11 protein-coding genes are annotated in these 12350 nt (G+C 58.0%); all 11 read right to left on the reverse strand.

What is annotated here, in order from left to right:
* Nucleotides 1-27 precede the first annotated feature (27 nt).
* The 11 genes from ACJ8J5_RS12275 to arnB all read right to left on the reverse strand — a co-directional run bounded on the left by ACJ8J5_RS12275 (nt 28) and on the right by arnB (nt 12082).
* The gene (locus tag ACJ8J5_RS12275; RefSeq protein WP_060432953.1) at nt 28-1470 is read right to left on the reverse strand and encodes a protein adenylyltransferase SelO; all 1443 of its coding nucleotides are present in this window, start codon (nt 1468-1470) and stop codon (nt 28-30) included.
* Nucleotides 1471-1727: 257 nt separating this feature from the next.
* Nucleotides 1728-2459 (reverse strand): EAL domain-containing protein, encoded by a 732-nt coding sequence (locus ACJ8J5_RS12280; RefSeq protein ID WP_043143424.1) that lies wholly within the window; start codon nt 2457-2459, stop codon nt 1728-1730.
* 512 nt (nt 2460-2971) lie between these two features.
* Complete coding sequence (locus ACJ8J5_RS12285; RefSeq protein ID WP_025302630.1) at nt 2972-3985, reverse strand: lipoate--protein ligase A; 1014 nt, start codon at nt 3983-3985, stop codon at nt 2972-2974.
* 59 nt (nt 3986-4044) lie between these two features.
* The gene (locus tag ACJ8J5_RS12290; RefSeq protein ID WP_016927954.1) at nt 4045-4509 is read right to left on the reverse strand and encodes an NlpC/P60 family protein; all 465 of its coding nucleotides are present in this window, start codon (nt 4507-4509) and stop codon (nt 4045-4047) included.
* Nucleotides 4510-4685: 176 nt separating this feature from the next.
* Complete coding sequence (arnF, locus tag ACJ8J5_RS12295; RefSeq protein WP_049205166.1) at nt 4686-5078, reverse strand: 4-amino-4-deoxy-L-arabinose-phosphoundecaprenol flippase subunit ArnF; 393 nt, start codon at nt 5076-5078, stop codon at nt 4686-4688.
* Nucleotides 5075-5419: a 4-amino-4-deoxy-L-arabinose-phosphoundecaprenol flippase subunit ArnE gene (arnE, locus tag ACJ8J5_RS12300; RefSeq protein WP_025302628.1), complete on the reverse strand. Its 345-nt coding sequence runs from the start codon at nt 5417-5419 to the stop codon at nt 5075-5077. Before arnE ends, arnF begins: the two co-directional genes overlap by 4 nt.
* Complete coding sequence (arnT, locus tag ACJ8J5_RS12305) at nt 5416-7080, reverse strand: lipid IV(A) 4-amino-4-deoxy-L-arabinosyltransferase (RefSeq protein WP_025302627.1); 1665 nt, start codon at nt 7078-7080, stop codon at nt 5416-5418. Before arnT ends, arnE begins: the two co-directional genes overlap by 4 nt.
* Nucleotides 7077-7982 (reverse strand): 4-deoxy-4-formamido-L-arabinose-phosphoundecaprenol deformylase, encoded by a 906-nt coding sequence (arnD, locus tag ACJ8J5_RS12310; RefSeq protein WP_025302626.1) that lies wholly within the window; start codon nt 7980-7982, stop codon nt 7077-7079. Before arnD ends, arnT begins: the two co-directional genes overlap by 4 nt.
* Complete coding sequence (gene arnA / locus ACJ8J5_RS12315; protein WP_147823435.1) at nt 7979-9961, reverse strand: bifunctional UDP-4-amino-4-deoxy-L-arabinose formyltransferase/UDP-glucuronic acid oxidase ArnA; 1983 nt, start codon at nt 9959-9961, stop codon at nt 7979-7981. Before arnA ends, arnD begins: the two co-directional genes overlap by 4 nt.
* Nucleotides 9961-10941, reverse strand: coding sequence for an undecaprenyl-phosphate 4-deoxy-4-formamido-L-arabinose transferase (gene arnC / locus ACJ8J5_RS12320; protein ID WP_025302624.1), 981 nt, complete (start codon nt 10939-10941; stop codon nt 9961-9963). The genes arnA and arnC overlap by 1 nt, the downstream gene beginning before the upstream one ends.
* Complete coding sequence (gene arnB / locus ACJ8J5_RS12325; RefSeq protein WP_025302623.1) at nt 10928-12082, reverse strand: UDP-4-amino-4-deoxy-L-arabinose aminotransferase; 1155 nt, start codon at nt 12080-12082, stop codon at nt 10928-10930. The genes arnC and arnB overlap by 14 nt, the downstream gene beginning before the upstream one ends.
* Nucleotides 12083-12350 lie beyond the last annotated feature (268 nt).

The raw sequence follows: 12350 nt of genomic DNA on the forward strand, positions 1-12350 counted from the left end.
GGGCGCCATGAGGCGCCCTTTTTCATCTCAACTGGAGCAGGAAATCTCCAGATGTTTGCCCCAATCCGGCGGCAGCGCAGCAAGATCGTCATACTCCGGCGCATCGTCGAACGGCCTCAGCAGAGCCTGATGCAACCGCCGCAAACGGCCCACGTCGTCTTTCTCCGCATCCTCAATCGCCTGCTGCGCCAGATAGTTGCGCAGGATCAGGCGCGGGTTCACCGCCTTCATCGCCCGTTGCCGTTCCGCATCGCTGACCTGTTCCTGTTGCAAGCGCTGACGATACTGTTGATACCAGGCGTCGAACGCCGCACGGTCGATAAACTCGTCGCGCAGCGGCGACTGCGCCTGCTGCTGTTCGGTCTCGCTCAACAAGCGGAACGTGCGGGTATAGTCCCGCCCTTCCTGCGCCATCAGGCTCAACAGACCGGTGAGCACGTCATTATCCTGCGCCGTCGGCGTGAAGAAGCCGAGTTTGGCGCGCATCTGTTCACCGTAGGCGCGCATCAGCGCCGGCTCATACGCCGACAGCGCCTGCTGCAGCTGCTCGGTGGTCATCAACCCAGACAGGGTTTGTGCCAGGCGATGCAGGTTCCACAGCGCCACCGCCGGCTGATTGTCGAAGGCGTAACGCCCCTGGTGATCGGAGTGGTTGCAGATATAGCCGGGCTGGTAGTCGTCCAGGAAGCCATAAGGGCCGTAATCGATGGTGATACCGAGAATCGACATATTGTCGGTGTTCATCACGCCGTGGGCGAAACCGACGGTTTGCCAATGGGCGATCAAACGCGCCGTGCGTTCGACCACGTCGGTAAACCACAGCAGGTAACGCTCAGCCAGATCCTGCAACTGTGGCCAGTGACGGGCGATGACGAAATCCGCCAGCTGCCGCACTTGCTCCGGCTGTTTACGGTAATAAAAGTGTTCGAAGTGGCCGAAGCGCACATGGCTTTCCGCCACTCGCATCAGCATGGCGCCGCGTTCTGGCTGCTCGCGATATACCGGTTGCTGGCTGGTGACGATAGTCAACGCTCGGGTGGTGGGGATCCCCAGATGGTGCAGCGCCTCAGAGGCAAGAAACTCGCGGATAACCGAACGCAGCACCGCGCGGCCATCCCCCATGCGTGAATATGGCGTTAGCCCGGCCCCCTTCAAGTGCCAATCGCGGTGGCTGCCATCCGCCATGACCTGTTCGCCCAGCAAAATGCCGCGGCCATCACCCAGTTGCCCGGCCCACACGCCGAACTGGTGGCCGCTGTACACCTGTGCCAGCGGCTGCATACCGGGCAGCAGCGATTCTCCCGCCCAAATGGGGGTTTTATCCTGGGTAAACCAGCTTTCATCCAGCCCCAGCTCGCGTGCCAGCGGCTCGCTATGGTACAGCAGGCGTGCATCCTTGAGCGGTGTCGGGTTCAGGGCGGTGTAGAAACCGGGTAACTGTTGGTAGTAAGCGTTATCGAACTGCGGCATAGGCCCTCCGTTTCAGCGTAGTGTAGAGCCTGAACGGGCGGATTAACACCGAAGGAATGCAGGGAGAACGCATCCGCCTGTCACCAGGGCGGATGCGGGGAGTTTGGCGTTGCCCCTCAGCTGAGGAAACGCGCTTTAACGTCGGCTGACAAACGCAGTTATCAGCATAAAGCGATGGCGAATAACGGCGACGGGATCACAGTAACCTCACCCCGTGCATTATTTACCTCATTGTGTGTAGTTTTTTATATCACTTCTTAATTATTGAACTCGCTGGGCCTCGCCAGCAAAGCTTGCAGATTATCCACACCAACGCTGGGCCATAAAAAACCTTGCAGGCCTAAAACACCGGCGTATCTGAGTTTATTAAAGTACTCTTTTTTCTCTATTCCTCCGACGATTACGCCTTTACATAACAGGTTGATATTCTTTAACAACGAGTCGATGACCACGTCATATCCCTGATGGGTAAACAGCTGCCAGTAAAAACGCTTATCTATCTTTACATAGTCAAACAAACCATCGTATAGCGCGGTCAACGTGGCTTTACCGGAACCGAAATCATCGAGCCACAGCGAAAACATTTCGCTTAATCGCCGCACGCTCGGGTTGTTCTTCCCGGCCGAAAGATTCGGAAAACTCTCACTGATTTCAAATGCAATAAAAGGATATTGCCCGATCCGTTGACATAACGCCGAATCAGAAAGAATAAGTTCGACGATGGTTTCTTCGATATTGATGGTCAACTGCACGTTGTTACCGGTAAACCAAGCCGCATGCTGCTCCGCAAGTTTCAATTGCTCATTAAATAACTCAATCCTTTGTTCAGACGTCAATAAATTAATCCCAATTTCGGCCGGCATGGCTAAATCACCGTCGAGACTGTTGAAACGGCTCAACATTTCAACCGCCAACAGCCCGCCCTCCATTGAGTAAACAGGTTGCAAAACATAGCTACTAATAAAGTCAGCTTCGAGTTGGATGTTCATTTTAATGCCACAGGATGAATGGCTAGCATATCATCGTATATCAATATATTTTATCGATCAATCCCTCTGGGATTAATCGGAAATATCAATGTAAATACCCATGAAATATCATTTAATTGATAGATTAAAGCTATACGACAATCGTGAAAGGCGCAAAGAAAAGCAGCCTGACTTATGCCATAGCGACCGCCAAACGCGTTATGTGGAAAGGTATTTGGCTTAAGTTGAATGGATTGGCGGCTAAATTTGACTTATCTCCCTTGTTTTATTTAAGAAAAATCTTAAATAAAGTAAAATAATCTTTCCTCCTTAACGCGGATTTTTCCTACCGTTAACGACGACTGATTAAATTTAATAACGCATCAATTCCGCCCGTTATTCTCGGCATTGAAAATGTAAAAAAGTGCCCATCTTGATTTTCAGAAAATCTGCGCTACGCCCCTGCTAAACGCCGATTTCAGCGATAAAAAAAGGGATGAGCACGCTCATCCCCTTCACCATTCCCACTCCGGCTAACGGATCGTTTCGCTCAGCCATTGCCGCAACTCGGCTAATTCGGCCGCCTGTTGAGGATACTCCGCCATCAGTCGGTCACAGCAGGCGGCGACGGGCTCACTGCGGTACGCGCAGCCCACCAGCATGTCCGCCAACCGCTGCAGCGGAGCGGGATTCAGGCTATCGGTGAACACCTGCGCGCGAACAATCGCCCCCTTCTCCACATCGAAGAACAAGTCTACGCCGCCCCAGACGAAACGCTCGTTAAGCAAGTGGCTGAACGCCGGCGCCTTGCCAAAATTCCATTCCCAACTGCTCTGTTTGGCGAACTGCGCGGCAAAATCGGGCAGATCGGGGAACACGTCCGGCGAAATAATCTCCGGCTCGACCGTCTCGCCATAGTGGGCGAAGAAGGCCTGTACGATGGCGTCGCATACCTGCGCATGGCTGATATCCGGCAAAAACTCCGCCAGATTCGCGACGCGCGAACGCACCGAGGTAATCCCCTTGGCCTGCAGCTTTTTGGGATCCGGATTAAGATAGTCCGCCAACCGTTCCAGATCGGCATTCAGCAGCAGCGTACCGTGATGGAAACCGCGATCCTGCGTTTCTCGATAGGCCGAGCCGGATATTTTGCGCGGCCCGTCGGCGGTTTCCATCACCAGATCGTTACGCCCCGATGCGCTGGCCGCCACGCCCAGCTCCCGCAGCGCTTGCAGAATGATGTCGGTCGAGACGCTCTTGTCGTAGCCCGGCTTGCCGGCCATAAAGGTGAAGCAGGTATTGCCCAGGTCGTGAAATACCGCCCCGCCGCCGCTGCTGCGCCGCGCCAGCCGAATGCCATCCTGCTCCATGCGCCGGGTATTGCACTCTTTCCAGGGGTTCTGCGACTGACCAATCACCACCGTTTCGGCATTGCGCCACAGGAAGAGAATTTTTTGCGTGGTCATTTCGCGGAAGATGCACTCTTCCACTGCCAGGTTGAACCAGGGATCGTAGGAGTCGGAGATCAGTAAACGCAGGCTGTTCATGGCAGGCACCGTTCAAAACACGAGATGCCGCCATGATACACCAAATCAACGGGTTAAGGTTAAATGCGTCGCGCCTGCCAATACACCCGCTTCCAATAGACGTTATCGAGCGAGGAGCGGATCACCCCGCGGCTGGTCGAAGCGTGGATAAACTGGTCATTGGTATCGTAAATGCCGACATGCAGGCCGTTCTCACCGCCGCCGGTTTTGAAAAACACCAGATCGCCCGGCATCAACTCATCGCGTGAGACCTTGGTACCCAGTGAGGTCTGTTCTTCGGTCGAACGCGGCAGTTGCATGTCGAAGCGATCGCGGAACGTGCGGTAAACAAAGCCGGAGCAATCTACGCCGCCGCGATCCAGGCCGCCGTAACGGTATGGCGTACCGTACCACTGGCGCAGTTGTTCATTGAGTTGGGCCACCACCACGATAGAATCCGCCAGGCGGCCGCTGGGCGGCGGCGCATGGCTGCTGCAACCGGCGAGGATCAAACTGGCTAATAAAAACCACACACGCATCCGCATAATATCCCTTCATTGAACACGTTGCCGCATTATGCCATCCGGTACACCACCACACCGCCTGCGAGGCAAAGCCGGCACCACGTAAGGAGAGCGCTATTTGGCGTTAATTTATCTCCCGCACGGGGAAAAAGGCAAGCGCCATGAGGGAGATAATAGCAGGATCGCCGGTTTAGCCCCTATTCCGGCGATTTTGTCTCGGATTTGCTGTTAATCAGCCCGACGCCGAACAGAATAAACAGCGTGCCCAACGTTTTCAGCAGCGTAGCGGACTCGTTAAACCACGGCAGGATCACCGCCGCCAGGTAGACCAGCGCGTAGCTAACGCTCAACAGAGGATAAGCACGATTTAACGGCAGATGGCGCAGCGCGAAAAACCAACACAGCATCGACAGCGCATAGCCGAAGATGCCGCCGCCCACCGCCAGCAGCGGTAGCCAGTAATTGCCGATCAACGCCAACGAGACATCGGCGAACGACATCAGCGGGATCTGCACCATGCCCCACTTCATCAGCAACTGCGCCAGCGTCACCAGCAGTACGCTGGCGGCGCCCCAGGCATAGCCCTTCATGAATGCACGCTCATCAGCAGGATCCCCAGCATAATCGACGCCACGCCGCACCAGTGGCGAGCGGTCGTCGGCTCATGAAACAGCCAGCGCGCCGCCAGCGTCACCATCACGAAGTTAAGGCTGAGCATCGGGTAAGCCAGGCTGAGCGGCAGACGTTGCAGCACATTGAGCCACACCGCCATGCCCAGCCCCAGCAGCAGCACCGCCAGCGCCAGCCAGCGCAGCGTCTGTTTCAGCCGCGCCTCGCCCGCCCGTTCCCAACAGTGCGCCGCCTGTTTCTGGCACAGCTGCCCACCACAGGTGAGCAGACTGACCACTATCACCAACAGAAAACCGATCATGGTTGCTGTTTATACCACATCAGCACCAGGCGGTTCATGCGATCCACCTTGTCTGCGGCAGGCAGTTCCTGCGGCAGCGCTTCGCCACGTGACAGTTGCAGCACCAACGATACGTTCCCCTGCTTACGTGCCTGCGCCAGCCACTGCGGGAAATCGGCATCGCTGATCAGGTGGCCTTTGGCGTCCGGATACTCCAGACCATAGGCCACCTCGCCTTTCTGGCTGTACATCAGCACGTCGCTGCGCTTCAGCTCCCAGGCCAGGCCGGCCGCCAGCCCAACGCTGTCGCTTAGCACGTAACGACTGTCGCCCAGCTCGGCCATCGTGGCGCGGGCGAAGTTTTGCGGCAGTTTGGAATCGGTCACCTGTTGCGGAATGGCGTAACCGATCACCAGGCACAGCAGCACCGGGCAAGCCGCCGCCCAGCGCCATTGGCGGCCGTTATCGCGTGCGGAAACCAATGCGAACAGCAGCCAACCACCGAAGGCGATCAGGCCGAGCACCACTTTCGGCCACTCTTGGGGAGTAAACAGATGCGCTTTCGGCAGCAGACCGGAGCTCAACACCACCAGCGCCACGATGCCAATCAGCCCGAACAGGCCGTTCAACCAGGCATTGGCCTTGAACAGCTTGGCGCGCAGCGTGGCGGCATAGTCTTCCGCATAGGCGGTCATCAGCAGCGCCAGCGGCGCCATGCACGGCAGAATGTAGGTCGGCAGCTTGCCTTTGGCGATGCTGAAGAAGATCAACGGCATCATCGCCCAACTCAGCAGGAAGAACAGCTCCGGGCGCTGCACGCGCTCGCGCCAACCTTTGAGCAGCGCGCCGGGCAGCAGCGCCAGCCAAGGCAGCACCGCCGCCAGCAGAACCGGCAGGTAATACCAGAACGGCGCCTTGTGTTGAGCATTATCTTCGGCGAAACGCTGAATATGCTCGACCCAGAAGAAATAATTCCAGAAGTCGGGTTCGCGTTGCGCGATCGCCAGCGCCCACGGCAGGCTGAGCAGCGTCGCGGTCACGATCGCCACCGGGCCATAGCACAGCAGATCCTTGATGCGGCGTTGCTGGATAACGATCGGGATCACCGCGATCACCGGCACCGCCAGTGCCAGGAAGCCCTTGGTCATAAAGCCCATGCCGCAGGCCAAGCCCAGCAGTGCGTAAGCGCCCAGTTTTCCCTTGACCGAGGAGGCCTTCAGCGTCAGGTAATAACTGACCATCGCCGCCGCCAGCCACAGCGAGATCATCGGATCCAGCACGCTGTAGGTGCCGATGCTGAACACCAGCACCATCGACAGGAACATCAGCGCCGCCAGGCTGGCGCGGCGCGCATTGCGCCACATCAGCATCGCCAGCGCGAACACCAGCAGCGCGGTCATGCCGGTGCTGAACACCGAGCCGAAACGCACCGCAAAGTTGTTTTCGCCAAACAGCCACTGGCTGATGTTATTGAACCAGTAACCCGCTACCGGCTTTTCGAAATAACGCAGCCCCAGCAGGTGCGGCACCACCCAATCGCCGCGCTGCAGCATTTCACGACTGATCTCGGCATAACGCGTCTCATCCGGCTGCCACAGCAGGCGGCCGTTAAGCGGGATCAGGTAAACCAGAGCAAAAAAAACGGCCAGCAGAATGGCCCAGGATCCTTTTAGCGCCTTCATGTAACGTCCTTCACATCGGTTTGACAGCCCAGCCAACCTTCGCGGCCGGGGAAAGGAGCACGCTTGATGCGGCCCAACGGCAGTGACGCCAAATCTTGTGGTAACAGCGCGCTAAGCGGACAGAATTCGATGCCCTGCTGCCGTGCGCGTTGCAATAACTGTTCGAACATCGCCGCTTGCGACATGCCTTCCACTTCGGTGTGAATGGTGTACACCGGCACGCCGCGATCGTTCTCGATGGCGCGCAGAATGTAGTCGTTGAAGTCGGCCATGCTGACTTCGCTGCCGATCACTTCGTCGAAGGTCGGCAACGTCACCGGGATCTGCACCGTGCCGTGGCGCCCGTCGCTCAGCACAGGACGGAACGGATGGGTGCCGCGGCAATCGCTGTTGTAATGAAAGCCGAAGCGCTGCTTGACCTCCAGCACGCGCGTATCGGCACGCCAGCCCGCCACGGCGGAGCATTTCACCGGCTGGCCGGTGCAGGCGCTCAGGGCGTCGACGCCCCGCTGCACCTGTTCGGTCAGCTGCGCTTCGCTCCACTTGCCAACCTTGGCCTGCCACCCTTGGTGATCCCAGGCGTGCAGCCCGACTTCATGGCCGGCTTCGGCGGTGCGCTTCATCAGCGGCCCCAGCGCGCGTGAAATGTTGCGCCCCGGCCAGGCGGTACCGGCCAGCAGAATATCCAGCCCATACAGCGAGGCGGCGTTCGAACGCAGCATTTTCCACAGAAATTTCGGACGCAAAAGGCGCCAAAGATGGCGCCCCATGTTGTCCGGTCCCACGCTGAAGAAGAAGCTGGCCTGAATGTCGTACTTGTCGAACAGGTCCAGCAACTGCGGCACCCCTTCACGGGTGCCGCTGAAGGTATCTACATCAACCCGCAGACCGACTTTCTTCATGCACCGTTCCCTTCCTGAACGGTAGTGCGCAAGAAGTAGTCCAGCGTATCGGTGACGGTTTGCTTCATCTCGATGGTTGGCTGCCAGCCCAGCAGGCGGTGAGCGTTCTTGATGCTCGGCGTGCGGTGCTCGACGTCCTGGTAACCTTTACCGTAGTAGCTGCTGCTCTCCACGTCCTTGAAGCCGGCAAACGGCGGGAAGCGGTCGCGCAGCGGGTGGTTGTTGAAGCTTTCCAGCAGCATTTCCGCCAGCTCGCGGATGCTCGCTTCGTTGGTCGGGTTGCCGATGTTGACGATCTGGCCGTCGCACAGGCCATCGCGGTTCTCAATGATGCGGAACAGCGCTTCGATGCCGTCGTTGATGTCGGTGAAGCAACGTTTCTGTGCGCCGCCGTCCATCAGTTTGATCGGCGAACCTTCCACCAGGTTGAGGATCAGCTGGGTGATGGCGCGGGAAGACCCGATGCGCGCGGCGTCCAGGTTATCCAGACGCGGCCCCATCCAGTTGAACGGACGGAACAGCGTGAACTTCAGGCCTTCTTTGGCGCCGTAAGCCCAGATCACCCGATCCAGCAGCTGTTTGGAGACCGAGTAGATCCAGCGCTGTTTGTTGATTGGCCCGACGATCAGACGCGAATGGTCTTCGTCGAACTCTTTGTCGTCGCACATGCCGTACACTTCTGAGGTGGACGGGAAGATGATGCGCTTGTTGTATTTCACGCAGTCGCGAACGATCTTCAGGTTCTCTTCGAAGTCAAGCTCGAACACGCGCAGCGGGTTACGGGTGTATTCGATCGGCGTCGCGATCGCCACCAGCGGCAGCACCACGTCGCATTTCTTGATGTGATACTCGATCCACTCGGAGTGGATGCTGATGTCGCCTTCCACGAAGTGGAAACGCGGGTTGTCGAGGAAGCGGCTGATGGCGTCAGAGCCGATATCCAGGCCGTAGATGTCGTAGCGATCGTCACGCAGCAGGCGTTCGGTCAGGTGGTTACCGATGAAGCCGTTAACCCCGAGGATCAGCACGCGAGTGCGGCGTTTCATCACGGCATTCGGCTTGGCGGCCAGGCGCACGTCGGTGACGATGCCCATTTCTTGCGCCAGGCGGCTGCCCTGCACGTACAGACCGCTGTCGTTCTGGCCGGCGACGATCTCCAGCGCGCCTTCGCCACAGGCGATGACCAGCGGCGAGGTGCTCAGCACGGTGCCCGGTTGTTTATCATGTTGGGTATCCAGCACGCGGGAGCGCCAGACGATCAGCTTGCGCTGGCCGAGGTAGCTGAATGCGCCCGGGTACGGTTCGGTGACGGCGCGTACCAGGTTGTTGATCTCTTTGGCGGACTTGTGCCACAGGATCTCGCCGTCCGCTGCGGTGCGGCGGCCGAAGTAGCTGGCCTGAGACTCATCCTGCTTGGTGAAGGTGGCGGTGCCGTTCTTCAGCTTCGGCAGCTGCTCTTGCAACACGACCTGCGCGGCTTCCAGCACTTTTTTGTGCAGCGTCAGCGCGGTGTCGTTGTCTGCGATGGTCACTTTCTGCTGACCGACGATGTCGCCGGCATCCGGGCGTTTCACCATCTTGTGCAGCGTGGCGCCGGTTTCGGTTTCGCCATTCACCAGCGCCCAGTTCACCGGGGCGCGGCCACGGTAGTGCGGCAGCAACGAACCGTGCAGGTTGAAACCGCCCTGCGGCGCCAGCGACAAGATCTCGTCGCTCAGCATGTGGCGGTAGTAGAACGAGAAGATCACGTCCGGCTGCAGTGCGCGGATGCGGTCAACCCATAGCGGGTGATTTACGTCTTCCGGCGCATAGACCGGCAGATCCAATTCGGCGCCCAAACGGGCCACGGAGGAGAAGAAATTGTTCTCACCAGGGTCGTCGGTGTGCGTGAATACGGCCTGCACGTCATAACCCGCCTCAGTCAGCGCTTTCAGACCTGCGCAGCCAATATCGTGGTAAGCAAATACAATAGCTTTCATCATTCTTCTTCCTGAGTATTGTGGTCCTGCTGTGCACCGACCACTTTCTGAACAAAATAGCGAGGACGCGCACGCACGTCGGTATAGATGCGGCCGATGTATTCACCCAGTAGCCCCATGCCAACAAACTGGGCGCCGATAAAGGTGAACAGCACGGCGAAGAGGGTGAACACGCCGCCGGCGGCCCATTCAGGGCCGAGCAGCAGACGCAGCGCAATCAGCACCAGTGCCAATACAAACCCGGACAGCGCCACGATGCTGCCGACCACGCTGAGCAAACGCAGCGGCGTAGTGGTCAGGCAGGTGATCAGGTCGTACATCAGGTTGATCAGCTTCATCAGGCTGTACTTGGAGTCGCCAAACTCACGTTCGGCGTGACGCACGTCGATCTCGGTCGTGCGACGGGCGAAGGTGTTCGCCAGAATCGGGATAAAGGTACTGCGCTCATGGCAGTGCAGCATCGCCTCAACGATATGACGACGGTAGGCACGCAGCATGCAGCCATAGTCCCCCATCGACTTGCCGGTGGCGCGTTGAATCATCATATTGATCACGCGCGAGGCGCTTTTGCGGAACCAGGAGTCTTGACGGTTGGCGCGCACGGTGCCCACCACGTCATAGCCCTCTTCCGCCACGCTGACCAGACGAGGGATCTCCTCCGGCGGGTTCTGCAGATCGGCGTCCAGCGTAATCACCAAATCGCCGGTCACCTGATTGAAACCGGCCATAATGGCCGAGTGCTGGCCATAGTTGCGGTTCAGCAAGACAGCGACCACGTTGCTGTCCGGCTTTTCCGCCGCCGCAGTCAGCATGTCGGCGGAATTGTCGCTGCTGCCATCGTCGACGAGGATGATTTCATAGGGTTGAGATAACTGCTTACAGGCGGCAGTAGTGCGTTCCAGCAACGCCGGCAAGCTTTCCTGCTCGTTGTATACCGGGATGACTATCGACACTTTTTTAATCGGTTCAACGCGAGACACGTAAAGACTCCACAACAGAAGACAAGGCATTGACCACGCGATCCACGTCGGCGTCGGTCATATCAGGGAATAGCGGTAAGGTGCACAGCCGCGCCGAGTTCCACTCGGTATTCGGCAAAGAAAGCTGCGGATAGCGCTCACGGTAGAATTTCTGGGTGTGCGCGGCACGGAAATGCAGCCCGGTGCCGATGCCAACCTCTTTCAGGCGCTCCATCAGTTGGTCGCGATCGAGGCCGCAGCGCTCGGGATCGACGCGCACCATAAACAGGTGCCAGGCGTGGTCATGCGGATAATCCGGCACGCCCAACGGTTGGAACGGCGAGCCTTCCAGCGCGCTCAGGTAGCGCTGCGCCAGCGCCTTGCGACGCGCGTTCAGCTCGGCGAAGCGCGAAAGTTGCACCACGGCGATCGCCGCGTGAATGTCGGACAGATTGTATTTGTACCCCGGTTCCACCACTTCGGCCTGCGGTTTGCGGCCAAGCTGCTGGCGATCGAAGGCATCGACGGCCAGACCGTGGAACTTCAGGCAACGCAGGCGATCCGCCAGCGCATCGTCGTCGGTGGCGATCAGGCCGCCTTCGGCGCAGGTCACGTTTTTGATCGCATGGAAAGAGAAAATCGCCGTGCCGCGCGCGCCGACCCATTCGCCGTTGTAGCGCGTGCCGACCGCGTGGGCGGCGTCTTCGATCAGCGGCAGACCATGGCGTTCGGCCACGGCGCGCAGCGCATCCATCTGCAGGGGGGCACCGGCGTAATGCACCGGAACAATCGCTTTGGTATTCGGGGTGATGGCAGCCTCGACGTCGGCGGCGCTGACCATCAACGTATCGCGGTCAACATCGATCATCACCGGCGTGGCGCCCAGCAGCTCGATCATGTTGAGGGTGGAGACCCAGGTTTGCGAAGGGGTGATGACTTCGTCGCCAGGGCCGACGCCAAGCGCCATTAACGTGATGTGCATGCCCGCCGTGGCGGAACTGACCGCGATGGCGTGCTTACAGCCGAAGGTGGAACAGAAGTCGCTTTCCAGTTGCTGGTTTTGCGGCCCGGTGGTGATCCAACCGGAGCGCAACACTTTCTCTACCGCGGCGATTTCTTCATCGCCGATGGCCGGACGAGAGAAAGGCAAAAATTGATCCATAGTTAACCCCAAACGTATCGAGCTGCTTTTGATGACACTGTAAATCCCTTTCGTTTAACGAATATTAAACGCCAGAGAAGAATCGTTTCCGTGGATTAACTGACAATGTAAGGCCGCAAGCTTAACTAAACCTTAAGACGAGACTCGTCATCAGTGGGAGAACTGATAGGAAGGTGCCGTCATCATTAATTTAAATTTATTATTAAAATCAATTTCTTATATTTATTAATAATTATTTACTTATTTTATTTTTGCCGAATCAAGCGTA

This window comes from Serratia sp. CY43202, from assembly GCF_052168755.1.
Taxonomy (GTDB): domain Bacteria; phylum Pseudomonadota; class Gammaproteobacteria; order Enterobacterales; family Enterobacteriaceae; genus Serratia; species Serratia bockelmannii.

Excerpts from the sequence above, each read along its gene's own strand:
- arnD (WP_025302626.1), bottom strand. The coding sequence starts at position 7,982 with ATGAAGAAAGTCGGTCTGCGGGTTGATGTAGATACCTTCAGCGGCACC.
- ACJ8J5_RS12275 (WP_060432953.1), bottom strand. The coding sequence starts at position 1,470 with ATGCCGCAGTTCGATAACGCTTACTACCAACAGTTACCCGGTTTCTAC.
- ACJ8J5_RS12280 (WP_043143424.1), bottom strand. The coding sequence starts at position 2,459 with ATGAACATCCAACTCGAAGCTGACTTTATTAGTAGCTATGTTTTGCAA.
- ACJ8J5_RS12290 (WP_016927954.1), bottom strand. The coding sequence starts at position 4,509 with ATGCGGATGCGTGTGTGGTTTTTATTAGCCAGTTTGATCCTCGCCGGT.
- ACJ8J5_RS12285 (WP_025302630.1), bottom strand. The coding sequence starts at position 3,985 with ATGAACAGCCTGCGTTTACTGATCTCCGACTCCTACGATCCCTGGTTC.
- arnA (WP_147823435.1), bottom strand. The coding sequence starts at position 9,961 with ATGAAAGCTATTGTATTTGCTTACCACGATATTGGCTGCGCAGGTCTG.
- arnT (WP_025302627.1), bottom strand. The coding sequence starts at position 7,080 with ATGAAGGCGCTAAAAGGATCCTGGGCCATTCTGCTGGCCGTTTTTTTT.
- arnE (WP_025302628.1), bottom strand. The coding sequence starts at position 5,419 with ATGATCGGTTTTCTGTTGGTGATAGTGGTCAGTCTGCTCACCTGTGGT.
- arnF (WP_049205166.1), bottom strand. The coding sequence starts at position 5,078 with ATGAAGGGCTATGCCTGGGGCGCCGCCAGCGTACTGCTGGTGACGCTG.
- arnB (WP_025302623.1), bottom strand. The coding sequence starts at position 12,082 with ATGGATCAATTTTTGCCTTTCTCTCGTCCGGCCATCGGCGATGAAGAA.